At 59.9% G+C, this 23,079-nt stretch carries 22 protein-coding genes; 15 read left to right on the top strand and 7 right to left on the bottom strand.

Features of this window, described 5'->3' with window-relative positions; translation table 11 throughout:
• Positions 1-80: 80 nt before the first annotated feature.
• Positions 81-1,061 carry a DUF1852 domain-containing protein gene (locus CWM61_RS02855; protein WP_074385555.1) on the top strand — a complete coding sequence of 327 codons (981 nt, stop codon included), beginning with the start codon at positions 81-83 and terminating at the stop codon, positions 1,059-1,061.
• A gap of 23 nt (positions 1,062-1,084) precedes the next feature.
• A complete protein-coding gene (locus CWM61_RS02850) occupies positions 1,085-2,116 on the top strand; it encodes a methionine synthase (protein ID WP_100630671.1) in 1,032 nt (343 codons plus the stop codon).
• Between the two features lie 84 nt (positions 2,117-2,200).
• Here CWM61_RS02850 and CWM61_RS02845 read toward each other — a convergent pair whose 3' ends face one another.
• The 4 genes from CWM61_RS02845 to CWM61_RS02830 are packed head-to-tail and all read right to left on the bottom strand — an operon-like array spanning position 2,201 to position 6,241.
• Positions 2,201-3,388 (bottom strand): MDR family MFS transporter, encoded by a 1,188-nt coding sequence (locus CWM61_RS02845; protein ID WP_165785243.1) that lies wholly within the window; start codon positions 3,386-3,388, stop codon positions 2,201-2,203.
• Between the two features lie 56 nt (positions 3,389-3,444).
• Positions 3,445-4,206, bottom strand: coding sequence for an ABC transporter ATP-binding protein (locus CWM61_RS02840; protein WP_008804455.1), 762 nt, complete (start codon positions 4,204-4,206; stop codon positions 3,445-3,447).
• Complete coding sequence (locus CWM61_RS02835) at positions 4,206-5,243, bottom strand: FecCD family ABC transporter permease (protein ID WP_012541383.1); 1,038 nt, start codon at positions 5,241-5,243, stop codon at positions 4,206-4,208. Before CWM61_RS02835 ends, CWM61_RS02840 begins: the two co-directional genes overlap by 1 nt.
• Positions 5,243-6,241: an ABC transporter substrate-binding protein gene (locus CWM61_RS02830; RefSeq protein WP_012967850.1), complete on the bottom strand. Its 999-nt coding sequence runs from the start codon at positions 6,239-6,241 to the stop codon at positions 5,243-5,245. Before CWM61_RS02830 ends, CWM61_RS02835 begins: the two co-directional genes overlap by 1 nt.
• A 186-nt stretch (positions 6,242-6,427) precedes the next feature.
• Here CWM61_RS02830 and CWM61_RS02825 point away from each other — a divergent pair, with 186 nt between their 5' ends.
• Positions 6,428-6,646, top strand: a complete 219-nt coding sequence (locus CWM61_RS02825; protein ID WP_074385558.1) for a hypothetical protein — start codon at positions 6,428-6,430, stop codon at positions 6,644-6,646.
• Positions 6,647-6,659: 13 nt separating this feature from the next.
• Here the strand turns inward: CWM61_RS02825 and CWM61_RS02820 are convergent, their stop codons facing one another.
• Positions 6,660-7,571 carry a LysR family transcriptional regulator gene (locus tag CWM61_RS02820; protein WP_074385559.1) on the bottom strand — a complete coding sequence of 304 codons (912 nt, stop codon included), beginning with the start codon at positions 7,569-7,571 and terminating at the stop codon, positions 6,660-6,662.
• Between the two features lie 96 nt (positions 7,572-7,667).
• On the opposite strand from CWM61_RS02820, the gene CWM61_RS02815 reads away from it, so the two are divergent.
• The 4 genes from CWM61_RS02815 (at position 7,668) to CWM61_RS02800 (ending at position 13,654) form a co-directional block, all read left to right on the top strand.
• On the top strand, positions 7,668-8,663 hold the full coding sequence (locus tag CWM61_RS02815) for an NAD-dependent epimerase/dehydratase family protein (RefSeq protein ID WP_100630670.1): 996 nt from the start codon (positions 7,668-7,670) through the stop codon (positions 8,661-8,663).
• Between the two features lie 94 nt (positions 8,664-8,757).
• Positions 8,758-9,372, top strand: a complete 615-nt coding sequence (locus tag CWM61_RS02810) for a TetR/AcrR family transcriptional regulator (RefSeq protein ID WP_004143215.1) — start codon at positions 8,758-8,760, stop codon at positions 9,370-9,372.
• Between the two features lie 74 nt (positions 9,373-9,446).
• The gene (locus CWM61_RS02805) at positions 9,447-10,556 is read left to right on the top strand and encodes an efflux RND transporter periplasmic adaptor subunit (protein ID WP_100630669.1); all 1,110 of its coding nucleotides are present in this window, start codon (positions 9,447-9,449) and stop codon (positions 10,554-10,556) included.
• On the top strand, positions 10,553-13,654 hold the full coding sequence (locus tag CWM61_RS02800) for an efflux RND transporter permease subunit (RefSeq protein ID WP_100630668.1): 3,102 nt from the start codon (positions 10,553-10,555) through the stop codon (positions 13,652-13,654). Before CWM61_RS02805 ends, CWM61_RS02800 begins: the two co-directional genes overlap by 4 nt.
• A gap of 55 nt (positions 13,655-13,709) precedes the next feature.
• Here CWM61_RS02800 and lldD read toward each other — a convergent pair whose 3' ends face one another.
• Positions 13,710-14,894 carry an FMN-dependent L-lactate dehydrogenase LldD gene (gene lldD / locus CWM61_RS02795; RefSeq protein ID WP_100630667.1) on the bottom strand — a complete coding sequence of 395 codons (1,185 nt, stop codon included), beginning with the start codon at positions 14,892-14,894 and terminating at the stop codon, positions 13,710-13,712.
• Between the two features lie 378 nt (positions 14,895-15,272).
• Between lldD and CWM61_RS02785 the strand changes: the two genes are divergently transcribed.
• The 8 genes from CWM61_RS02785 (at position 15,273) to ldtE (ending at position 22,557) form a co-directional block, all read left to right on the top strand.
• Positions 15,273-15,470, top strand: a complete 198-nt coding sequence (locus CWM61_RS02785; protein WP_074386168.1) for a hypothetical protein — start codon at positions 15,273-15,275, stop codon at positions 15,468-15,470.
• A 475-nt stretch (positions 15,471-15,945) separates the two neighbouring features.
• Positions 15,946-16,323 (top strand): Fe-S cluster assembly scaffold SufA, encoded by a 378-nt coding sequence (sufA, locus tag CWM61_RS02780; protein WP_008804464.1) that lies wholly within the window; start codon positions 15,946-15,948, stop codon positions 16,321-16,323.
• Positions 16,324-16,325: 2 nt separating this feature from the next.
• Entirely contained in the window at positions 16,326-17,813 is a 1,488-nt protein-coding gene (gene sufB / locus CWM61_RS02775; protein ID WP_100630665.1) for a Fe-S cluster assembly protein SufB, read from the top strand.
• Positions 17,814-17,829: 16 nt separating this feature from the next.
• On the top strand, positions 17,830-18,576 hold the full coding sequence (gene sufC, locus CWM61_RS02770; RefSeq protein ID WP_061154248.1) for a Fe-S cluster assembly ATPase SufC: 747 nt from the start codon (positions 17,830-17,832) through the stop codon (positions 18,574-18,576).
• Positions 18,551-19,825, top strand: a complete 1,275-nt coding sequence (sufD, locus tag CWM61_RS02765; protein ID WP_100630664.1) for a Fe-S cluster assembly protein SufD — start codon at positions 18,551-18,553, stop codon at positions 19,823-19,825. Before sufC ends, sufD begins: the two co-directional genes overlap by 26 nt.
• Complete coding sequence (sufS, locus tag CWM61_RS02760) at positions 19,822-21,042, top strand: cysteine desulfurase SufS (protein ID WP_100630663.1); 1,221 nt, start codon at positions 19,822-19,824, stop codon at positions 21,040-21,042. The genes sufD and sufS overlap by 4 nt, the downstream gene beginning before the upstream one ends.
• 11 nt (positions 21,043-21,053) lie before the next feature.
• The gene (sufE, locus tag CWM61_RS02755; protein ID WP_039103818.1) at positions 21,054-21,470 is read left to right on the top strand and encodes a cysteine desulfuration protein SufE; all 417 of its coding nucleotides are present in this window, start codon (positions 21,054-21,056) and stop codon (positions 21,468-21,470) included.
• A 100-nt stretch (positions 21,471-21,570) separates the two neighbouring features.
• Positions 21,571-22,557 (top strand): L,D-transpeptidase LdtE, encoded by a 987-nt coding sequence (ldtE, locus tag CWM61_RS02750; RefSeq protein WP_100630662.1) that lies wholly within the window; start codon positions 21,571-21,573, stop codon positions 22,555-22,557.
• A 61-nt stretch (positions 22,558-22,618) separates the two neighbouring features.
• Here the strand turns inward: ldtE and CWM61_RS02745 are convergent, their stop codons facing one another.
• The gene (locus CWM61_RS02745; RefSeq protein ID WP_002908860.1) at positions 22,619-22,855 is read right to left on the bottom strand and encodes a major outer membrane lipoprotein; all 237 of its coding nucleotides are present in this window, start codon (positions 22,853-22,855) and stop codon (positions 22,619-22,621) included.
• Positions 22,856-23,079: the final 224 nt, after the last annotated feature.

Raw genomic sequence — 23,079 nt, 5'->3', positions numbered from 1 at the left:
CCAGGCCTGACCCCGCGTTGCTTGTGGAATGGCAATTTGCTCATTCAGCTTCATACCCAACACCAGAATGGACAATCGCCATGACTAACGAATTTACCTATACGATTAAGCGCAGTCGTTTTGATGAGAACTATAACCCCGCGGAAAATACGCGTATTACCACCAACTTTGCCAATTTAGCCAGAGGGGAGAACCGTCAGGAAAATCTGCGTAATACGTTAATCATGATGAATAACCGGTTTAATACCCTGGCGCACTGGGATAATCCCCACAACGATCGCTATGCGGTGGAACTGGATATTATTTCTGTCGAGATGAATATTGCTCAGGATGACGCCAGCTTCCCGGTGATAGAGATCCTGCAAACGCATATTGTCGATAAAAAGAGCGGTGAGCGTCATGCCGGTATCGCCGGTAATAACTTCTCTTCCTATGTGCGGGATTATGATTTTAGCGTGCTGCTGCTGGAGCATAATAAAAATCGGGGTAGCTTTAGCGTGCCCGATAACTTTGGCGAGCTGCATGGCAATATCTTTAAGGATTTCGTGCAATCCAGCGCCTATAAGGCCAGCTTCAGCAAGGCGCCGGTGATTTGCCTGAGCGTCTCCAGTAAAGATGTTTACCGGCGTACCGGCAATGAACATCCGGTCCTCGGCATTGAATATGCTCAGGATGGCGTGTCGCTGACGGAGCGCTATTTCAGTAAAATGGGCTTGCAGGTGCGCTATTTTATGCCGAAGCACAGCGTCGCGCCGTTAGCCTTTTATTTTACCGGCGATCTGCTCAGCGATTACACCAGCCTGGAGCTGATCGCGACCATCAGCACGATGGAGACGTTTCAGAAAATCTACCGCCCGGAGATCTACAATGCCAATTCCGCGGCGGGGCAATACTATCAGCCCAATCTCAGTCACCTGGATCATTCATTAACAAAAATTGTTTATGACCGGGAAGAGCGCAGCCTGTTGGCGATAGAGCAGGGTAAATTTACACAACAACATTTTATCAACCCGCACAAGACGTTGCTTGAGCAATGGTCTGCTAACTTCGCGCTTTGCTAAACCAAAATAAAAGGCTACTTATTATGAAAACATGGCTTCCGACATCGACCGCCGGCAGTTTACCGAAACCGTCCTGGCTGGCGCAGCCAGAGACCCTGTGGTCGCCCTGGAAACTGTCCAGCGAAGAATTACTGGCCGGCAAGCGCGACGCGCTGCGTTTATCCCTCGACGACCAGCTGCGTGCCGGGATCGATATTGTCAGCGACGGCGAGCAAACGCGGCAGCACTTTGTCACCACCTTTATTGAGCACCTCAGCGGCGTTGATTTTGCCAAACGTGAGATCGTGAAAATTCGTAACCGCTATGAGGCCAGTGTTCCAACCGTGGTGGGCGCCGTGGAGCGCCAGAAACCGGTCTTCGTGGAGGACGCGCGCTATCTGCGTCAGCTCACCAGTCAGCCGATCAAATGGGCGCTGCCGGGCCCAATGACGATGATCGACACGCTGTATGACAACCACTATAAAAGCCGGGAAAAGCTGGCCTGGGAGTTTGCCAAAATCCTCAATCAGGAAGCGAGAGAGTTAGAGGCCGCCGGGGTCGATATTATTCAGTTCGATGAGCCGGCCTTCAACGTCTTCTTTGATGAAGTCAACGACTGGGGGATCGCCGCCTTAGAACGAGCGACCGAAGGGCTGAAGTGTGAAACGGCGGTCCATATCTGCTACGGCTATGGCATCAAGGCCAATACCGACTGGAAAAAAACGCTGGGCTCCGAGTGGCGCCAGTATGAAGAGGCCTTCCCGCAGCTGCAAAAATCATCCCTCGATATTATCTCTCTCGAGTGCCACAACTCGCGGGTGCCGATGGATCTGCTGGAACTGATCCGCGGTAAAAAGGTGATGGTCGGGGCGATCGATGTCGCCAGTCATGCTATCGAAACGCCAGAAGAGGTGGCTGGAACCCTGCGCAAGGCGCTGGCGTTCGTCGATGCCGACAAACTCTACCCGTCCACCAACTGCGGTATGACGCCGCTGCCGCGCCATGTTGCGACCGGTAAACTGCATGCCCTGAGCGCCGGCGCCGAGATCGTTCGCCGCGAGCTGGCGGCAAAGTAAGGCGGGGCGCGTTCCCGTTATCTTCCCCTGGCGGTGTCCTTCATCGCCGGTTCACCTCCTGAGCGGGCTGTTGTCCGCTCAGCGTCATGTTGCCGCCAGCGGGCGGCAGATCGCCCGCAGGGCGACGGCACTGCACAGTGGAAACAGCGCCAGCAAGAGCCAGGGATAAACCGCCTGCGACGAGGGGGTGAGCGCCTGGTCAAGCAAATGACCGAGCAGCAAATTCCCGGCTAACACCGCGCAACCCCCCGCGGTGGCGAGCGCCCCGTAGTGGGCGCCCAGCGTCGACTCCTCGGCGAACAGCGGGATGAGATCCTTGGCTGAGGGCACCAACAGCATCTGGCCGAGGGTGAGCAGCGTGACAAAGCAGGCCGACGGCAATAATCGCAGCCAGCCTTCGGCGGGCGGGGTGGCGGCGAATAACGCCACGCTGGCAAAAGATGCCGACAGCAGCAGAAAGCCCACCGGCAGGATGCGCACGGCGCCCATTCGTCGGGCGAAGCGGGCGAGAGGGAGCTGCAGGGTGATAATCAACAGCGAGGCCAGCATAAAGAGCGGCGCCAGATCCTGCTCACGACCGCCGGAACGTTGGATCTCCACCGGCAGGGCGAGGTACAGCTGGTTGTAGCTCAACAGCCATGAGCTGTAGGCGAGAATAAACGCGACAAAGCGCGGCTGGCGCAAAGGCGTCCACCATGGGATTCGTCTGCGCGTTGTTGTCGTGTGCCCGTCGGCGGGCAGACAGAAAAAGAGCACCAGCAGCGCCAGGAGAAATATTCCCGCGCCGGCGAGGGCGATATGCCGAAAACCGATCCCGCTCATCAGCCCACCCGCTACGGGTCCGATCACCGCCCCCAGCTCACCGCACACCGCAAACAGCGCAAACCACTCGGCGCGGCTGCGTTTCCCGTTGGCCTGGCTGTGGGTACCGGTCCGCGCCAGCAGGGCCTCGATCGACGGGGAAAACAGAGCGCCGCCGACGCCGGTCAGGCAGGCACCGAGGATAATGGGCCACAGCGACGTAGCGCACGCCAGCAGCAGATAACCGGCGACGCGAACGACGCAGCCGGCGAGGATGATGGCCTTGGCGCCATAGCGGTCGGCCAGCGTCCCGCCGATGATAAACATGCCCTGCTGAGAGAAGGTGCGCAGCCCGAGGATCAGGCCGATAAGTCCCCCAGAGAGCAGCATGTCGTCGCGCAGGAAGAGGGCGAGGAAAGGAACGACCGCGTAAAAGCCAATATTAAAAACGAACTGGCTTCCCAGTAACACGGGAGGCCAGAGGGTTGCCGCAGGGCGCAGGGAGAAGAGAGACATATCCGCCCAACCTAAACGATGAAATGAATGTGCTTTTTACCGTGGTAAGGGGAGATCTCGATTTTGGTTTTCACCCGGAAAACGTCCCACAGCAGCGCTTCGGACAAAATCTCCTCCGGCGTCCCGCTGGCGAGGATCTGCCCCTGCTGCATCACGATCAGCGAATCGCAGAACATCGCGGCATGGTTAAGATCGTGAATGGCCACAATGCTGGTCACCGGCAGCTCGCTGATCAGCTGCATTAACTGCATTTGATGGTGTATATCCAGATGGTTGGTGGGCTCATCCAGCAGGATTTCGCTCGGGCTCTGCGCCAGCGCGCGGGCGATATGCACCCGCTGCCGCTCGCCGCCGGAGAGGCTTAACCATCCCTGTTCGCTTTTCTCCAGCATCGCCACCCGCTGCAGCGCGGCGGTGATCGCCTCGTCATCCTGAGCGCTCCAGTTTGAGAACGGAGAGTGGTGGGGAATGCGCCCCAGGCGTACGACGTCGCGCACCCGCATATTGGCCTCGGTCATGCCGTGTTGCTCGACGAAAGCCACGCGGCGGGCGAGCTGCTTTTTCGCCATCCGGGTGATGTCCTGGCCGTCGAGGGTGACGCGACCCGCATCCGGGCGGCGCAGGCCCGCCAGAACGCGCAGCAGCGAGGATTTGCCGCAGCCGTTGGGCCCCAACAGTCCGACCGTTTCGCCGCGGGACACCCGCAGCGAGACATTATTGACGATGACCTTTTTGCCTGCCTTCCAGGTGATATTTTCAGCGCAAATACTCATCACTTATTCCTTGAGCGGTAGATAATCACGGCAAAGAAAGGCACCCCAACCAGGGCGGTTACCACCCCAACGGGCAGACTCTGCGGGGCAATCAGCAGGCGCGACGCAATGTCCGCCAGCACCATCAGGATCGCCCCTGCCAGCGCGCTGGCAATCAGCAACGTCCGGTGTAGCGGGCCAAAGAAGAAGCGCATCACGTGCGGCACCACCAGGCCGACAAAGCCGATCGAGCCGGCCATACTGACGATGGTGGCGGTGATCAGCGCCGCAGTGGTGAAAAGGATCAGGCGTACCTGTGGCACGGCAATCCCCAGCGAGGCGGCGGCATCATCGCCGAAGGTGAACGCATCCAGCGCGCGGGCATACCACAGGCAGACCGCCAGGCCCGCGAGCACCACCACGATGACCAGCTGGAATTCGGGCCAGCGGACGCCGCTGAAGCTGCCCAGCAGCCAGAACATCACATCGCGCGCCTGCTGCGCGCTGGCGGAGGTGCTGATGGTGTAAGCCGTGATGGCGTTAAATAACTGCGACGCGGCAACGCCCGCCAGAATCGTACGCTCATTGCCGCCGCGCGCGCCGTTAGTCAGCAAGGCGACAAAGGCGAAGGCAGCGAAGGCCCCGGCAAAGGCGCCTGCCGAGAGGGAAATCGCGCCAGCGCCAAGGCCCAGCACCACGATCGACACCGCGCCGGTGGAGGCCCCGGCGGAGACGCCGAGGACGTAGGGTTCCGCGAGGGCATTTTTCAGCAGGCTTTGCAGCACGACGCCGCAGATAGCGAGGCCTGCGCCGCAGCAGGCGGCGACCAGCGCGCGGCTGAGGCGGAAATCCCAGATCACGCTCTCATAGATACGGTTGAGAGGCTCAGCGGTTAAGCCGGTTCTGTTGCTGATAGCGTAAAAGACATTCTGCAGCGGGATAGCCAGCTCGCCGACGCTGACGCCCACCGCTATCACCAGCGCCAGCACGATCACGGCCAGTAAACACCAGCCGGTGAGCAGCATGCTGCGGCGCGTCTGAAGCACGGCGACGCTCATCAATTCAGCCCCATTTTTCTCAGCTGTTCGCCCACCTGTTCCGCGCCATAAAGTGTGCGAATGGTCGGGTTCATCGCCTGACCGTCCATGACCACGATATGGCCTTTTTTCACTGCCTCCAGCTGACTGACGGCGGGATCGCTTTTGAGGAATTTGATCTTCTCCTCGGCCTTATCCAGCGCCCAGCGGTTACGATCCAGACTGGAGACCACGATCACATCCGGGTTGGCGGCAATAATGCTCTCCCAGCTCACCGTGGGCCACTCGGTTTCGGAGGTAATCGCATTATGTCCGCCCAGCACGCTGGCGATAAATCCGGAGGCGCTGTTTTTGCCGCCAACATAGGCATCGGCCGAAGGTGAGGCGCTGGAGAACCAGAAGACGAAGGAGAGATCCTTTTTGCTTTTACCAAACTCCTGGCGCAGGTCGGCTTCACGTTTTTTGAAATCGGCAATCAGTGCCTGACCACGATCTTCGACGTTGAAAATGCGAGCAAAATCGCTAATTTCCTGATACAGCCAGGTCATATCCCACAGCTTTTGCCGGCTGCCGTACATATCGCCGGTGGCCTTTTTGGTGGCGCACATCCCCGGTGAGACGTAGCTGTTTACGCCGACGGTAGCGAGATCTTCACGCTTAGCGACTTTGCTTTCCGGCCCCAGCAGCAGCGGCAACTGGGCGGGAACGAAATCGGGATTTTGCGCCAGCACGGATTCCAGGCTCGGAATTTCCACCGTCAGGGTTTTTATCTTCGCGTTTTGCTCAGCCAGCTGCGGTAAAACGCTGGTCGGCCAGAAGGCGCTGGCGACCACCTGCTTTTGCAGCCCGAGCAGCAGCAGAATTTCGACCGTATTTTGCCCCAGCGCGACCACGCGCTCCGGCGGCCGGGTGAAGGTCTCCTGATAGCCGCAGTTTTCAATCGTCAGGGGGTAGGTTGTTGCCAGCGCGGAACTGACGGCGGTGAACATCAAGCCTAACGCGCAGAGGACCTTCTTCATTAAACGCTATCCTTGTAAACAGGCGAGTGGATGACCAGCAAATGGGAGTAATGCAAATGAAACTCATTATTGGGGCGGGGTTTTATACAATGCAATATATTCAGTGTCAATGTGGGACTATTTCGGCACGGAATGAAACCAGAACATTGCCTGTGCGGACCGCGGGATCCTGTCGGGGAGGTGCCGATGCTTATCTATAACGTGTTTGGCCGATATCTCGGGGTGAAGCGTGAGGGGGCGCGCTGGCTGGTATTCCGTGTCGATCTGACGGAGCGCAAATTTTCCCGGCTGTATGACATCATCATCCCTGATGAAATGCCCGAGGAGGCGATCCCGGGCTGGCTGGACGATCTTTTTCATGAGGCGGCGACCGCACGCTATCCAGGCGTGCAGCGCGTGGAATAAACGGCGCGATGGATTAGCTCGCCAGTGGGCCGCGAATGTATGCCTGCAACCCCTGGGCGAGAAAATCAAATACCCGCTTACAGGCGGGACTGTGGCGCAGGTCCTCATGCATCACCAGCCAGGTATCGAGATTCAGGGAAAAGTCGGCCGCCAGTACTCGCTGCAGGGGAATGATGCCATCAGCAAGAGGCACCTGGCAGATGCCGATCCCCGCTCCGGCGCGGATCAGGCTCAACTGGGCGAGGTCGCTATCGGTCCGCATCGCGAAGGCTTCGCGCTGAAAACGGGGGTAAGCCTGCAGGGCCCGGCGAACGAGAGGGGTGGCGCTATCGAAACCAATCAGCGCGTGGCCGGCCAGATCGTCGAGGGTAGCGGGCAGCCCCTGGCGTGTCAGGTAGGCGGCGGTGGCATGTAACCCAAGCTCGATCCTGCCGAGACGGCGGGCGATTAGCTGCTCCTGCTGCGGGGCGACCATCCGCACCGCGATATCCGCCTCCCGGTGAAGCAGATCCTGAAACCGATTGGAGAGCATCAGTTCGATGACGATATTCGGGCACGCTTGTCTGAGCCGGGCAACCAGCGGCGGCAGCACCTCGGCGCCGACCACCTCGCTGGCGGCCACCCGCACCACGCCACGCAGATCGGTTTTGTCGCGACTGAAGTTGGCCGCCGTGCGTTCCAGCGCCCGGGCGGTATTGTCCATTGCCTCGGCGTGCACCCGCAGCGCCAGCGCCGCGTCGGTCGCCAGCAGACCGTTCTGCGAGCGGGTAAATAAGGCCTGGCCGAGCGCGGCCTCCAGCCCGGCAATATGGCGCCCCGCCGTCGGCTGGGTGATGTTCAGGCTGCGCGATGCGCCCGATAAGGAGCCTTCCTTCAGCACGGCGAGAAAGGTTCGGTACCACTCCCAGGGAATAGATGTATTCATACAAAAATGTATAGCTGCTCGATGATGGTATGCAATTTCATTTGATATGAGCGGCAGGTAGGCTGTCAAGCATCCATTAGCGAACGGGGAAAGACAATGAACAGCAGCGGCAAGGTACTTATTCTGGGAGCAAGCGGGGGCATTGGCGGGGAAGTGGCGCGCCGGCTGGTGGCGGACAACTGGCAGGTTCGGGCGCTGAAGCGCGGCGCTCAGATTCGCGGTCCCGCAGATGGCATGCAGTGGATAGCCGGCGACGCGCTGGATGCCGGACAGGTCGCGGCGGCAGCTGTCGGTTGCGACGTTATCGTCCATGCGGTCAATCCTCCGGGCTACCGGCACTGGCGGCAACAGGTACTGCCCATGCTGCACAACACCCTGCAGGCCGCCGAACAGCAGCAAGCGTTAGTTGTTCTGCCCGGCACGGTCTACAACTATGGACCGGATGCGTTTCCGCTGATTGATGAAGCGGCCGCTCAGCAACCGGTGACCCGTAAAGGCGCTATTCGGGTGGAGATGGAGCAGGCGCTGGAGGATTACGTGCAGCGTGGTGGCCGGGTGTTGATTGTCCGGGCGGGCGATTTTTTTGGTCCGCACGCTGGAAATAACTGGTTTTCTCAGGGGCTGGTCAAGCCTGGTCAGCTTCCCCGCGTCATTAGCCGCCCGGGGGCGATCGGCGTGGGGCATCAGTGGGCTTATCTGCCCGACGTCGCCGACACCATCGCCGCGCTGCTGGCCCGCAGGCAAGAGCTTGAGCCGTTTGCTCGCTTTCATATGCAGGGCCACTGGGACCCGGACGGCAGCGAAATGAGTCAGGCGATCCAGCGGGTGGTCGCCCGCTATGGCGGCCGAGCGGCAGTGAAGTCTTTTCCCTGGTGGCTGGTAAAGCTGGCGGCGCCCTTCAACGCCACCCTGCGGGAAATGGTCGAGATGCACTATCTCTGGCGTCTGCCGGTACGCCTGCGCAACGATAAACTGGTTGATTTTTTAGGCGCGGAGCCGCATACCCCACTCGATAGCGCGGTGCTTCAGACGCTGCAAGGCCTGGGTTGTCTGCCCACCGGCGCGATTAACACCGAGGCGCGCGAGGCGTGATGCGGCGAGAGGATCACAGAACGGGCGTCATTGTGACCAAATCATAATAACGTCACTCGTTGTCAAACGACAACGATCGCATTAAGCTAAACGGATGACGAAAAATACCCCCACCCCTGCAAGCCGTGGTCCCCATGACCACAGCGTTCGGGACCAGATTCTTGACGCGGCCATGGCGCACTTTAGTCGCTATGGCTATGAGAAAACGACGGTCACCGATCTCGCTAAAGCGATAGGCTTTTCTAAAGCCTATATCTACAAGTTTTTCGACTCCAAGCAGGCGATTGGCGAGGCGATTTGCGCCAGCCGGCTGGAGAAGATCATGGTGGCCGTCAGCGCGGCTATCGCCGATGCGCCGTCCGCCAGCGAGAAACTGCGCCGCCTGTTCCGGGCACTGACCGAGGCCGGCAGTGAACTGTTTTTCGAGGATCGCAAACTGTACGACATCGCCGCCGTCGCGGCGCGCGATAAATGGCCTTCAACGGAACAGTATGCCGGTCATCTGCAGCAACTGATTGGTCAAATCCTTGTCGAAGGCCGCCAGGCGGGTGAGTTCGAGCGCAAAACCCCGCTGGATGAGGCGACCCTGGCGGTCTATATGGTGATGTGTCCTTTCATCAACCCGGTGCAACTGCAATACAATCTCGACACTGCGCCCACCGCGGCGGTGCTGCTTGCCTCCCTGATCCTGAGAAGCCTCTCCCCCTGATTGGTGACTATTGACTTTATTGGTCACTCGTCTGAGAATGCGGTCACTGTCCGGTCTTTTCATTAAGGTTACCCATGCTCAGGCTCAACGCCGTCCATTTTGCCGTTTGCCTCCTGCCGCTGGCCCTCGCGGGCTGCGGCGAACCTGCCGATCATGACGATCCCCGCACCCGGCCGCCGATGGTCAGGGTGGCGACCGTCGAGCGCGCGGAGGCCAGCTCGCGGGCCTTTACCGGCGTGGTGGTCGCTCGTACCCAAAGCGATCTCGGCTTCAGGGTGTCAGGAAAAATCCTTGCCCGGCTGGTGGAGACCGGGCAGAGCGTCAAGCGCGGTCAACTGCTGCTGCGCCTGGATCCGGCTGATTTAATCTTGCAGGCGCAGTCTCAACAGCGGGCTGTGGATGCCGCGCGGGCGCGAGCCAAAAAGGCGACCAACGATCTGGCCCGCTATCGCGGCCTGGTGGCGAGCGGCGCCGTCTCGGCCGCGGAATTCGACCAGGTTAACGCAGCGGCAGAGGCGGCGAGAGCCGACCTCAGCGCGGCCCAGGCGCAGGCCAATGTGGCGCAAAACGCCACCGGCTATGCCGGGCTATTGGCGGACGCTGACGGCGTGGTGGTGGAAACGCTTGCCGAACCGGGGCAGGTGGTCAGCGCCGGGCAGGTAGTGATCCGCCTGGCGCGGGCGGGGCAGCGCGAAGCGCTGGTGCAGCTTCCGGAGACGCTGCGCCCGGCGGTCGGCAGCGAGGCGCTGGCGACACGCTATGGCAGCGAATCTCAGCCGGTCACGGCGACCCTGCGACTGCTTTCGGACGCGGCTGACGCCACCACCCGCACCTTTGAAGCGCGCTATGTGCTGAACGGCGCGCTGGCGAACGCCCCGCTGGGGTCTACCGTGACCCTGCGTATCGGTAGCGACCAGGCGCTAGGCCAGGTGCTGGAGGTGCCCCTGGCGTCGCTCTACGATCCGGGCAACGGCCCTGGCGTCTGGCGCATTGCCTCCCGTCCGGCCACCGTCTCGTGGCAACCGGTGACCGTGCTTGGCCTGAATGATGAAACGGCGCGGGTGACCGGCCCGCTGAAGCCCGGCGAGCCCATCGTCGCCCTGGGCGCCCATCTCCTGCGCCAGGGCGAGGCGGTACGTTTGGCGGAACGACGCGAGCAGAATGCCGCCGGGAGCCAGCCATGAGCGCCGGGCGTTTTAATCTCTCCGCGCTGGCCGTCCGCGAGCGGTCGGTGACCCTGTTTTTAATTATCCTTATCTCCGTCGCCGGGCTGGTGGCGTTCTTCGGACTCGGGCGGGCGGAAGATCCGCCCTTCACGGTCAAGCAAATGACGGTCATTACCGTCTGGCCCGGCGCCACCGCGCAGGAGATGCAGGATCAGATCGCCGAGCCGCTGGAAAAACGGCTCCAGGAGCTGAAGTGGTACGATCGCACTGAGACCTATACCCGCCCTGGCATGGCGTTGATCACGTTATCGCTGCAGGATCAGACCCCGCCGTCCGAGGTGCCGGAGCAGTTTTATCAGGCGCGCAAAAAGCTCGGGGATGAGGCGAAAAACCTGCCTGCCGGCGTCTCCGGCCCGATGATGAATGACGAATTCGCCGATGTCACCTTTGCCCTCTTTGCTCTGAAAGCGCGGGGAGAGCCGCCGCGGCAGCTGGTGCGTGACGCCGAAGCCCTGCGCCAGCAGCTGCTGCATGTTCCCGGGGTGAAAAAAGTGAATATCCTCGGCGAACAGGCGGAGCGCATTTATCTCTCGTTTTCTCATGATCGTCTCGCCACCCTGGGCCTTTCGCCAGAGGCGATTTTTGCCGCGCTGAACAGCCAGAATGTGTTGACCGCCGCCGGGGCTATCGAGACCCGGGGCGGGCAGATCTTTATCCGCCTCGACGGGGCGTTCGACCGCCTGCAGCAGATCCGCGACACGCCGATTATTGCCGGGGGCAAAACGCTGAAACTGGCCGATGTCGCCACGGTTGAGCGGGGATATGAAGATCCCGCGACCTTCCTGATCCGCAATCAGGGCGAACCGTCGCTGCTGTTGGGGGTGGTGATGCGCGAGGGCTGGAATGGTCTGGCGCTGGGGAAAGCGCTGGACACCGAAACGGCCAGCATCAATCAGAGCCTGCCGCTCGGCATGTCGTTGACCAAAGTGACCGATCAGTCGGTGAATATCAGCGCCGCGGTCGATGAGTTCATGATCAAATTCTTTGTCGCCCTGCTGGTGGTGATGGCGGTGTGCTTTGTCAGCATGGGGTGGCGCGTGGGCGTGGTGGTCGCGGCAGCGGTGCCTTTAACCCTGGCCGTGGTGTTTGTGGTGATGGAGGCGACCGGCAAAAACTTCGACCGCATCACTCTCGGTTCGCTGATCCTCGCCCTGGGTCTGCTGGTGGATGATGCCATCATTGCCATCGAAATGATGGTGGTCAAAATGGAGGAGGGGTACGACCGCCTCAAAGCCTCCGCCTATGCCTGGAGCCATACCGCGGCGCCCATGCTGGCCGGTACCCTGGTGACGGCTGTGGGCTTTATGCCCAATGGATTTGCGCAGTCCACCGCCGGGGAGTACGCCAGCAACGTGTTCTGGATCGTCGGTATCGCGCTGATTGCCTCCTGGATTGTGGCGGTGATTTTTACCCCCTGGCTGGGGGTGCACCTGTTGCCGGACAGAAAGCCCGCGGCGGCCGGCCACGCCGCGCTGTATGACACCCCGCGCTATCAGCGCTTCCGTCGGCTGCTGACCCGGGTTATCGCCCGCAAATGGCGCGTGGCCGCCAGCGTGGTGGTGCTGTTTATCGTGGCGATACTGGGAATGAGCGCGGTGAAAAAGCAGTTTTTCCCCACCTCCGATCGCCCGGAAGTGCTGGTTGAAGTGCAGATGCCTTACGGGTCGTCGATTATCCAGACCAGCGCCGCGACGGCGAAAATTGAGCACTGGCTGCAGCAGCAGCCGGAGGCGAAGATGGTCACCAGCTATATCGGCCAGGGCGCGCCGCGCTTTTACCTGGCGATGGCCCCGGAGTTGCCCGACCCCTCCTTTGCCAAGCTGGTGGTATTGACCGACGGTCAGGACGCCCGCGAGGCGCTCAAGCTGCGGCTGCGGGAGGCGGTGGCCAATGGCCTGGCGCCGGAAGCGCGGGTGCGCGTCACTCAGCTGGTCTTTGGCCCTTATTCGCCCTATCCGGTTGCCTGGCGGGTGATGGGGCCCGATCCGTACACCTTGCTCGACATCGCCGAACGGGTTAAATCGGTGCTGCAGGCCAGTCCGCTGATGCGCACCGTCAATACCGACTGGGGTTCGCGGGTGCCGGTGATGCATTTCAGCCTCAATCAGGACCGGCTGCAGGCGAGCGGACTCAGCTCCCAGTCCGTCGCCCAGCAGCTGCAGTTTCTGCTGTCAGGGATCCCCATCACCACCGTTCGGGAAGATATCCGCGCCGTGCAGGTCATCGGCCGCGCGGCGGGCGATATCCGTCTGGATCCGGCGAAAATCGCCGACTTCACCCTGGTGGGCAGCGGCGGGCAGCGGGTTCCCTTATCACAGATTGGCGACGTGTCGATCAGAATGGAGGACCCGCTGCTTCGCCGTCGCGATCGCACGCCGACCATCACCGTTCGCGGAGATGTCGCGGATAACCTGCAGCCGCCGGATGTCTCCAGCGCGCTGATGAAACCGCTGCAACCCATTATCGACTCGCTGCCGCCGGGGTATCGCATCGAGACGGCGGGGTCGATCGAGGAGTCAGGCAAAGCCACCCGGGCGATGATGCCGTTATTTCCGATCATGATCGCCCTCACGCTGCTGATCATTATCCTGCAGGTGCGTTCGCTGTCGGCAATGGTCATGGTTTTCCTGACCGCGCCGCTGGGGTTGATTGGGGTGGTGCCGACGCTGCTGCTGTTCAATCAGCCGTTTGGCATCAATGCCCTTGTGGGCCTGATCGCCCTGTCGGGGATCCTGATGCGGAATACGCTGATCCTGATTGGTCAAATCCATCATAACGAGCAGGCAGGGCTCGATCCGTTCCATGCGGTGGTGGAGGCGACGGTGCAGCGAGCCCGCCCGGTTCTGCTGACGGCACTGGCGGCGATCCTGGCGTTTATTCCGCTCACCCATTCGGTCTTCTGGGGAACGCTTGCCTATACGCTGATTGGCGGGACGCTGGGGGGAACCATCATGACCCTTATCTTCCTGCCGGCCATGTACGCGATCTGGTTCCGCATCCGACCTCAGCACCCGGCTGACGCAGTGCAACAGCCGGCGCTGCACCCGCAGGGGTAATTCCCCCTTGCCGGACCTGGCCGATAAACGCGGTCAGGCCCGGCCCCGGGCAACGTCAGGCGGGTAAGGATACCGGCACCGCATGGGGGCGGTGTTGATCCTGTTCGAGGCGGTCAAGGCAATCGAGGCTGATGGCCGATGGCGAGGTCGCGCCGGTGAGGGTCATGGTGACCTTCATATCCTCGGCAAATAAGCGCAGCAGATGCGCCACGCCCGCTTCGCCCGCCGCGGCCAGGGCATAAATATAAGCCCGACCGAGCAGCACACCCTTCGCGCCGAGGGCGAGCAGGCGAATGACGTCCACGCCGGAGCGCACCCCGGAATCAGCAAGCACCGTCAGATCGTCGCCGACCGCATCCACCACCCTTGGTAGCGCCCGGGCAGTGGGGATGGCGCCATCGAGCTGTCTGCCGCCATGGTTCGACACCACAATGCCATCGGCGCCGAGGCGCACGGCATTGCGCGCATCGTCGGCATCGAGGATCCCTTTGATGATTAATTTCCCTTGCCAGCTGTCGCGGATCCACTCCAGATCGTGCCAGGCGATGGACGGGTCGAAATTGTTGCTGATGAACCCCATATAGTCGTCCATGGTCATTTTGTGTCCGGTGTAGGCTTCGATATTACCAAACGACAGGGGCCTGCCCGCCAGACCGACGTCCATCGCCCAGCGCGGATGGGTGCAGGCCTGGAGGTATTGTCGCAGGGTGGCGTGCGGCCCGGACATGCCTGAGCGATTATCCCGATACCGCGAGCCGGGGATTGGCATATCGACGGTGAATACCAGCGTTTTCATGCCGGCGGCCCACGCGCGCTCCAGCGCGTTACGCATGTAGCCACGATCTTTCAGCACGTACAACTGGGACCAGAGCGCGCCGCTGGCCTGGCTCGCCACCTCTTCAATCGAGCAGACCGACACCGTGGACAGGGTGTACGGGATCCCGGCGCGAGAGGCGGCACGGGCCGCCTGAACTTCGCCGCGGCGGGCGTACATCCCGGTGGCGCCGACGGGCCCCAGCGCCACGGGCATCGCCCATGAGGCATCAAGGATCGTCGTGGCCAGCGTCGGTTCGCCCGCCCCGCACAGCACGCGCTGGCGAAGGGCTACCGAGGCAAGTTCGGTGGCGTTGGCGTTCATGGTATTTTCCGCCACCGCGCCACCGTCAATATAATCGAAAAGGAAGCGGGGCAGACGGCGACGAGCGGCTTCGCGATAATCGCTGGGGGCTGAAACAATCATTATTATGTCCTTATGTCTTTTAACCTAAGTGAATGTTCTGCAGGCAAAAAAACTATAGGCTTCTAAAAACAGGTGGGGAAATGAAATATTAGCATCCCAGCCATTCCCTGATGGAATAATCTGGATTTATCGCTGAGGTTGTTATTTCTTTTTTTACTCTTCGGCGCTCGCGTTATTTTTATTTATTTCCGCGCAATGTGAAGTTGGCAAAATAAAGACCCGGTATGAGGCGACAGCGCTTTGCGCCATCGCCACCAGGGGGAAGGAGAGGTCAGCACGGCGTCTGCGTTTTCCGGGAGGCGTAAAGAAGGTGAATTTGAAATTGAGCTGGTGGTATTTTTTGCTAGCCTTTCTCTGGAGGACAGACGGAGCGATAGCATGAAAGATAAAGATGAACAAACGGCATTGATTGGCATGGCCATCGGCGCGGCGGTCATTAGCTTAGTGGCTACACAGAAGCAGATTAATCAGGGGAGTATCGTGGATGAACTGGTGAGGCTGGGCAGACAGAAGGGGGACGGGGTGGAAGATGAGGTATTTGTTCAGGCCGCCCGCCTGGTCAGAAAAGGCAGCTAGCCCGCCGCTACCCTGACTGGCAATCCCTTTACCCGTTTCATCACGGTTTTCATTCCCCTGATCGCGGCCTGGCGAGCGGCGATTGTCCCTTTCCGAAAGCGTCACGGGCTGGCGCTTTCTCATCCTGAACCAGCGGACCTGCGCCTTCTCCGGCCTTGCTGTCCAGATGAGTGACAATGTCACTTATTCCTCCCGGCTCACGCGATAAACAGGAACCGGGTCATCTGCTATTGCATAAATCGGTATTTTCGATACATCTTTACCATTGCGTGCGGATATAGAACGATTTCAGAATAACATATTATAAATCAAAAGATTAACTTCACCTTGTGCACCCTGATATTCCCCGGGCGAGGGTCTATGCTTATAAAAAGCGCTAAATGGGGCAATACCCCTGCTGCAGATGGGTTGAAGTGATAATCATTATCACTAACATGGCGGTATGCCTTGATGGCGCCAACCAGGAGGTCTATCGATGGAAGTACAAGCAGGAACCTTTAATCCCGCCGATTTTAGCTGGCAGGGACTGACCATGACGCCGGCCGCTGCCGCGCATATTCGCGATCTGATGCGCAAGCAGCCGGACAAAAAAGGGCTGCGGCTGGGGATCAAAACCAGCGGCTGCGCCGGTTTTGGCTATGTGCTCGAAATGATTGCCGAGCCGGCCGCCGACGATCTGCTCTTTGAACATGACGGGGCGAAACTGTGGGCGCCGCTGCAGGCGATGCCGTTCATTGACGGCACGGAGCTCGATTACGTCCGTGAAGGTTTAAATGAAATCTTTAAATTTCATAACCCGAAAGCGCAGCACGAGTGCGGCTGTGGTGAAAGTTTTGGGGTGCAGGCGGAGTAACTATGTCGCGTAATACTGTAGCAACTGACGATGTCAAAACCTGGACCGGCGGCCCGCTCAACTATAAAGAGGGCTTTTTCACCCGGCTGCAGACCGATGAGCTGGCCAAAGGGATTAATGAAGAGGTGGTCCGGGCCATTTCCGCCCGTCGCAATGAGCCGCAGTGGATGCTGGAGTTTCGGCTCAATGCCTTCCGGGCATGGCTGGAGATGGAGGAGCCGCACTGGCTGAAAGCGCATTACGATAAGCTGAATTATCAGGATTACAGCTACTATTCTGCGCCCTCCTGCGGCAACTGCGATGAGACCTGCGCTTCAGAGCCGGGCGCGGTGCAGCAGACCGGGGCCAACACCTTCCTGACCAGCGAGGTGGAAGAAGCCTTTAACCAGCTGGGCGTGCCGGTACGTGAAGGGCGCGAGGTGGCGGTGGACGCCATATTCGACTCGGTGTCGGTGGCGACCACCTACCGCGAAAAGCTGGCGGAGCAGGGGATCATCTTCTGTTCTTTCGGCGAGGCGATCCACGACCACCCGGAACTGGTGAAAAAGTATCTGGGTACTGTGGTGCCAGGCAATGACAACTTCTTCGCCGCGCTGAACGCCGCAGTGGCTTCGGATGGCACCTTTATCTATGTGCCGAAGGGCGTCCGCTGCCCGATGGAGCTGTCGACCTATTTCCGCATCAACGCCGAAAAGACCGGGCAGTTTGAACGCACTATCCTGGTGGCCGATGAAGGCAGCTACGTCAGCTATATTGAGGGCTGCTCGGCGCCCGTGCGCGACAGCTATCAGCTGCATGCGGCGGTCGTTGAAGTCATCATTCATAAAGATGCGGAAGTAAAATACTCCACGGTGCAGAACTGGTTCCCCGGCGATAACAACACCGGCGGCATTCTCAACTTCGTCACCAAGCGTGCGCTGTGCGAAGGGGAGAATAGCAAGATGTCATGGACCCAGTCGGAAACCGGCTCGGCCATCACCTGGAAATACCCCAGCTGCATTCTGCGCGGCGATAACTCGATCGGCGAATTTTTCTCGGTAGCGCTGACCAGCGGTCACCAGCAGGCGGATACCGGCACCAAAATGATCCACATCGGCAAGAACACCCGCTCGACCATCATCTCGAAAGGGATCTCCGCCGGACACAGCCAGAACAGCTATCGCGGGCTGGTCAAAATCATGCCGACCGCCACTAACGCCCGGAACTTCACCCAATGCGATTCGATGCTGATCGGCCCGGACTGCGGGGCGCATACCTTCCCGTATGTGGAATGCCGCAACAACAGCGCCCAGCTGGAGCACGAAGCGACCACTTCGCGGATTGGCGAAGATCAATTGTTCTACTGCCTGCAGCGCGGGATCAGTGAAGACGATGCCATCTCGATGATCGTCAACGGTTTCTGTAAAGACGTCTTCTCCGAACTGCCGCTGGAGTTCGCCGTCGAAGCGCAAAAATTGCTGGCCATTAGCCTTGAACATAGCGTCGGCTGATAATTAAGGAAAAAAGATGTTAAGTATTCAAGATTTACATGTCGCCGTCGAAGATAAAGCGATCCTGCGCGGGCTGAACCTTGAGGTGCGCCCGGGCGAGGTCCACGCCATTATGGGGCCAAACGGCTCGGGGAAAAGTACGCTTTCGGCCACCCTGGCCGGGCGTGAGGATTACGAGGTGACCGGCGGCCGCGTCGAATTTAAGGGTAAAGACCTGCTGGAACTCGCTCCGGAAGATCGCGCCGGGGAAGGCATCTTTATGGCCTTCCAGTATCCGGTGGAAATTCCCGGCGTCAGCAACCAGTTCTTCCTCCAGACCGCGCTGAATGCCGTGCGCAACTATCGCGGCCAGGAGCCGCTGGATCGCTTCGACTTCCAGGATTTGATGGAAGAGAAAATCAGGCTGCTGCAGATGCCGGAAGATCTGCTGACCCGCTCGGTGAATGTCGGCTTCTCCGGCGGTGAGAAAAAGCGTAACGATATTCTGCAGATGGCGGTGCTGGAGCCTGAGCTGTGCATTCTTGATGAATCGGATTCGGGGCTGGATATCGATGCCCTGAAAATCGTCTCCCAGGGGGTAAATGCTCTGCGCGACGGTAAACGCGCTTTCATCATTGTCACCCACTACCAGCGCATTCTTGACTATATCAAGCCGGATTACGTCCATGTGCTGTATCAGGGGCGGATTGTGAAGTCGGGGGATTTCACCCTCGTCAAACAGCTGGAGGAGCAGGGCTATGGCTGGCTTACCGAACAGCAGTAACGCGCTGCAGCAGTGGCACCACCTGTTTGAAGCGCAGGGCGGCCAGCGTACGGCGGAGGCCAGCCAGCATCTGCAGCAGCTGCTGCGCCTGGGGCTGCCGACGCGCAAGCAGGAGGACTGGAAATACACCCCGCTGGACGCGCTACTGAACGGCCACTTTGTCGCCGATGAGGGGGCATCTCTTAGTGCTGAACAGCGTGATGCGCTGGCGCTACCGCTGGACGCCTGGCGGCTGGTGTTTATCGATGGACGCTATCATCCTGAGCTGAGCGACGATCTCGCCGCCAGCGGCGTGGAGGTCAGCGTCGATAACCAACGCCAGCATCTGCCGGATGCTTTGCAGCCGGAGGTGTTTCTCCATCTGACCGAAAGCCTGGCGCAGACGGTGACCCGCATTCGCGTACCGCGCAACCGCCGCCTGGATAAGCCGCTGCTGCTGATGCATATCACCCGCGGCCTGGCCGGCGATGCGCTGAATACCGCCCACTATCGCCATCATCTGGCGCTGGAGAGCGGGGCGGAGGCGACCCTGGTCGAGCATTACCTCAGCTTTAATGAGCAGCCGCACTTCACCGGCGGGCGACTGACCATGACGGTGGCCGATAACGCGCACCTCCAGCATATCAAGCTGGCGTTTGAGAACGCGCTCAGCTACCACTTCGCCCATAACGACCTGCTGCTGGGCCGCGACGCCTCGGCCTTCAGCAGCAGTTTCCTGCTCGGCGGCCAGGTGCTGCGTCATCACACCAGCACGCGCCTGGGCGGTGAAAACAGCAACCTGCGCCTCAATTCGCTGGCGATGCCGGTGAACAATGAGGTCTGCGACAGCCGCACCTGGCTCGACCATCAGGTCGGCTACTGCAACAGCCGTCAGCTGCACAAAACCATCGTCAGCGATAAGGGCCGGGCGGTATTTAACGGGCTGATCAACGTCGCGCCGCACGCGCTGAAAACCGACGGCCAGATGACCAACAACAATCTGCTGCTTGGGCGGCTGGCGGAGGTCGACACCAAACCACAGCTGGAGATTTACGCCGATGACGTGAAATGCAGCCACGGGGCGACCGTCGGACGCATTGATGAAGAACAGCTGTTCTATCTGCGCTCGCGCGGTATCGAACAGCAGGCGGCGCAGCAGATGATCCTCTACGCCTTCGCCGCCGAGCTCACCGAGGCTATCCGCAGCGATGCGCTCAGAGAGCAGGTGCTGGCGCGGATTGGACAGCGTTTGCCGGGAGGCACAGTATGACATTTTCAGTTGAACGCGTTCGCGCCGATTTTCCGGTACTGAACCGGGAGGTCAACGGTCAGCCGCTGGCCTATCTTGACAGCGCCGCCAGTGCTCAGAAACCGGAGGCAGTGATCGGCGCCGAAGCGGAATTCTATCGCCATGGCTACGCGGCGGTGCATCGCGGGATCCACACCCTCAGCGCGGAAGCTACCGCGCGGATGGAAGCGGTGCGCCAGCAGGCGGCGACCTTCCTTAACGCCGGGTCGGCGGAGGAAGTGGTGTTCGTCCGCGGCACCACCGAGGGTATCAACCTGGTGGCCAACAGCTGGGGAAACGCCAACGTCGGCGCCGGGGATAACATCATCATCAGCGAGATGGAGCACCACGCCAACATTGTGCCGTGGCAGATGCTCTGCGCCCGCGTCGGGGCTGAGCTGCGGGTGATCCCCCTGAACCCGGACGGCACCCTGCAGCTGGACGTTATTCCGCGACTGTTTGACCCGCGCACCCGCCTGCTGGCGATTACCGAGGTCTCCAACGTGCTGGGGACGGAAAACCCGCTGGCGGCGCTGATTGCCCTTGCACATCAGCATGGCGCGAAAGTGCTGGTGGATGGCGCCCAGGCGGTGATGCACCACCCGGTAGATGTGCAGGCGCTCGGCTGCGATTTCTACGTCTTCTCCGGACACAAACTGTATGGCCCGACCGGGATTGGCGTGCTCTATGGTCGGTCCGAGCTGCTGCAGGCGATGGCGCCGTGGGAAGGCGGCGGGTCGATGATCGCCACCGTCAGCCTGACGGAAGGCACCACCTGGAACCGGGCGCCGTGGCGCTTTGAGGCCGGTACGCCGAATACCGGGGGGATCATTGGCCTCGGCGCGGCGCTAACCTACGTCAGCCAGCTGGGGCTGACGCAGATCGCGGAGTATGAGCAGACCCTGATGCGCTATGCGCTGGAGGCCCTGCGCGCCGTGCCGGATCTGATCCTCTACGGGCCGGCGCAGCGCAAAGGGGTGATCGCCTTTAACCTCGGCCAGCATCACGCCTATGACGTCGGTAGCTTCCTCGACAACTACGGTATCGCCGTGCGGACCGGGCACCACTGCGCGATGCCGTTGATGGCTTACTACCAGGTACCGGCCATGTGTCGGGCGTCGCTGGCGATGTACAATACCACGGAAGAGGTGGACCGCCTGGTGGCTGGCCTGCAGCGGATCCACAAATTATTAGGGTAAAGGACGTGACGATGGCGGCACTACCGGACAAAGACAAACTGTTGCGCAATTTTAGCCGTTGCGCCAACTGGGAAGAGAAGTATCTCTATATCATTGAGCTGGGCCAGCGGCTGGCGCCGCTAAGCCCGGAAGAACACAGCGTGCAGAACATTATTCAGGGCTGTCAAAGCCAGGTGTGGATCGTGATGGCGCAGGACCCCTCCGGCGTTATCACCCTGCGCGGTGACAGCGATGCGGCGATCGTCAAAGGGCTGATTGCGGTGGTGTTTATCCTTTATGACCGGATGACCGCCCAGGACATCACTGAGTTCGACGTGCGCCCGTGGTTTGAAAAAATGGCGCTCACCCAACACCTGACGCCTTCCCGCTCGCAAGGGCTTGAAGCCATGATCCGTGCGATCCGCGCGAAAGCCGCAAATATTAGCTAGAATAAACAGGTAGATTTCATTCTGTTACGTCCGGTAGGGGTTCTGCTCCTGCCGCCGTTCAGTCTCCTGGCGTTTTATCAGCGAAAGAAGGAATCTCAGTATGAAACGCAAAACGATGATCACTTTAGCCCTTCTCAGCGCGCTTGGCGCCTCCTCGGCCGCCTGGGCCGTCGACTACCCGCTTCCTCCCGCCGACAGCCGACTGATTGGCCAGAACCAGTACTGGACCGTACAGGAGGGAGACCGCAACCTGCAGGCGATCGCCCGCCATTTTGATACCGCGGCGATGCTGATCCTCGAAGCCAACGATACCATTGCGCCGGTGCAGCCGAAGCCCGGTACTCAGGTCCTGATCCCCTCCCAGATGCTGCTCCCCGACGTGCCGCGAGAGGGCATCGTCGTCAACCTTGCAGAACTGCGGCTGTATTACTTCCCACCGGGAGAGAATCAGGTGCAGGTCTATCCGCTGGGTATCGGCCAGTTAGGGCTGGAAACGCCTGAGATGACCACCCGCGTCGGGCAGAAGATCCCCAACCCGACCTGGACGCCCACCGCGGGCATTCGGGCGCGTTCGCTGGAGAAAGGGGTGACGTTACCGGCGGTGGTCCCGGCCGGGCCTTACAATCCGCTGGGGCGCTATGCGCTGCGCCTGGCCTACGGTAACGGCGAGTATCTGATTCATGGCACCAACGCGCCGGACAGCGTCGGTTTGCGCGTCAGCTCAGGCTGTATGCGAATGAACGCTGATGACATCAAAGCGCTGTTCAACCAGGTGAAAACCGGGACGCCGGTACGGATTATCAATCAGCCGGTGAAGTTTGCCGTCGAACCGGATGGTAAACGCTATGTCGAGGTCCACAGGCCGCTTTCGCAGACGGAAGAGGAAAACACCCGGACCATCGCCTACACGCTGCCTGCAGCGTTTCACGCCTTCGCAGAGGATAAGGCGGTCGATGATGTACAGCTGAAAAAAGCGATGTCGAGAAGGGCGGGATATCCGGTGGTGGTGTCCACGGGGACGGGGAGTGCGGCAGCAACGCTGTCGGCGCAGAACACGCCGTCTGACAACAGCCTGCTTACCCAGTAGCCCTCATGCTGAGGGCAAAAAAAATGGCGCACAGAGTGCGCCATTTTTATTACCAGAACTCTTACTTACGGTAAGAGTGAGCCTGGTTGTCCAGACGCTGGTTAGCGCGAGCTGCGTCGTCTTTAGCAGCCTGAACGTCGGAACGCATTGCGTTCACGTCGTTGCTCAGCTGGTCAACTTTAGCGTTCAGAGTCTGAACGTCAGAAGACAGCTGATCGATTTTAGCATTGCTGGAGCAACCAGCCAGCAGAGTAGAACCCAGGATTACCGCGCCCAGTACCAGTTTAGTACGATTCATTATTAATACCCTCTAGATTGAGTTAATCTCCATGTAGCGTTACAAGTATTACACAAAGTTTTTTGGGATGAGAATATTTTTTTTACCTGAACGCACTTATTTTTGATCGTTCGCTCAAAGAAGCATCGAATTGGACAAAATCGCTGAAAAAGGCGAGTGAAAACAGCGCGCTTCCATCGGATTCATCTTAGATAATCTCTTATTAAATAGTAAATTCCGATTTG

This window comes from Klebsiella sp. K-Nf6, from assembly GCF_002806655.1.
Classification (GTDB): Bacteria; Pseudomonadota; Gammaproteobacteria; order Enterobacterales; family Enterobacteriaceae; genus Klebsiella; species Klebsiella variicola.
The sequence above is the reverse complement of the archived record's forward strand: the minus strand, read 5'-3'. Positions and strand labels throughout refer to the sequence as shown.

What these genes read in the sequence shown, in the direction of transcription:
- CWM61_RS02800 (WP_100630668.1), top strand. Translation starts at nt 10,553, where the DNA reads ATGAGCGCCGGGCGTTTTAATCTCTCCGCGCTGGCCGTCCGCGAGCGG.
- sufS (WP_100630663.1), top strand. Translation starts at nt 19,822, where the DNA reads ATGACATTTTCAGTTGAACGCGTTCGCGCCGATTTTCCGGTACTGAAC.
- CWM61_RS02855 (WP_074385555.1), top strand. Translation starts at nt 81, where the DNA reads ATGACTAACGAATTTACCTATACGATTAAGCGCAGTCGTTTTGATGAG.
- CWM61_RS02820 (WP_074385559.1), bottom strand. Translation starts at nt 7,571, where the DNA reads ATGAATACATCTATTCCCTGGGAGTGGTACCGAACCTTTCTCGCCGTG.
- CWM61_RS02785 (WP_074386168.1), top strand. Translation starts at nt 15,273, where the DNA reads ATGAAAGATAAAGATGAACAAACGGCATTGATTGGCATGGCCATCGGC.
- sufA (WP_008804464.1), top strand. Translation starts at nt 15,946, where the DNA reads ATGGAAGTACAAGCAGGAACCTTTAATCCCGCCGATTTTAGCTGGCAG.
- CWM61_RS02840 (WP_008804455.1), bottom strand. Translation starts at nt 4,206, where the DNA reads ATGAGTATTTGCGCTGAAAATATCACCTGGAAGGCAGGCAAAAAGGTC.
- sufC (WP_061154248.1), top strand. Translation starts at nt 17,830, where the DNA reads ATGTTAAGTATTCAAGATTTACATGTCGCCGTCGAAGATAAAGCGATC.
- sufB (WP_100630665.1), top strand. Translation starts at nt 16,326, where the DNA reads ATGTCGCGTAATACTGTAGCAACTGACGATGTCAAAACCTGGACCGGC.
- CWM61_RS02825 (WP_074385558.1), top strand. Translation starts at nt 6,428, where the DNA reads ATGCTTATCTATAACGTGTTTGGCCGATATCTCGGGGTGAAGCGTGAG.
- CWM61_RS02815 (WP_100630670.1), top strand. Translation starts at nt 7,668, where the DNA reads ATGAACAGCAGCGGCAAGGTACTTATTCTGGGAGCAAGCGGGGGCATT.
- CWM61_RS02810 (WP_004143215.1), top strand. Translation starts at nt 8,758, where the DNA reads ATGACGAAAAATACCCCCACCCCTGCAAGCCGTGGTCCCCATGACCAC.
- CWM61_RS02850 (WP_100630671.1), top strand. Translation starts at nt 1,085, where the DNA reads ATGAAAACATGGCTTCCGACATCGACCGCCGGCAGTTTACCGAAACCG.
- CWM61_RS02835 (WP_012541383.1), bottom strand. Translation starts at nt 5,243, where the DNA reads ATGAGCGTCGCCGTGCTTCAGACGCGCCGCAGCATGCTGCTCACCGGC.
- lldD (WP_100630667.1), bottom strand. Translation starts at nt 14,894, where the DNA reads ATGATTGTTTCAGCCCCCAGCGATTATCGCGAAGCCGCTCGTCGCCGT.
- CWM61_RS02830 (WP_012967850.1), bottom strand. Translation starts at nt 6,241, where the DNA reads ATGAAGAAGGTCCTCTGCGCGTTAGGCTTGATGTTCACCGCCGTCAGT.
- CWM61_RS02745 (WP_002908860.1), bottom strand. Translation starts at nt 22,855, where the DNA reads ATGAATCGTACTAAACTGGTACTGGGCGCGGTAATCCTGGGTTCTACT.
- sufE (WP_039103818.1), top strand. Translation starts at nt 21,054, where the DNA reads ATGGCGGCACTACCGGACAAAGACAAACTGTTGCGCAATTTTAGCCGT.
- CWM61_RS02805 (WP_100630669.1), top strand. Translation starts at nt 9,447, where the DNA reads ATGCTCAGGCTCAACGCCGTCCATTTTGCCGTTTGCCTCCTGCCGCTG.
- sufD (WP_100630664.1), top strand. Translation starts at nt 18,551, where the DNA reads ATGGCTGGCTTACCGAACAGCAGTAACGCGCTGCAGCAGTGGCACCAC.
- ldtE (WP_100630662.1), top strand. Translation starts at nt 21,571, where the DNA reads ATGAAACGCAAAACGATGATCACTTTAGCCCTTCTCAGCGCGCTTGGC.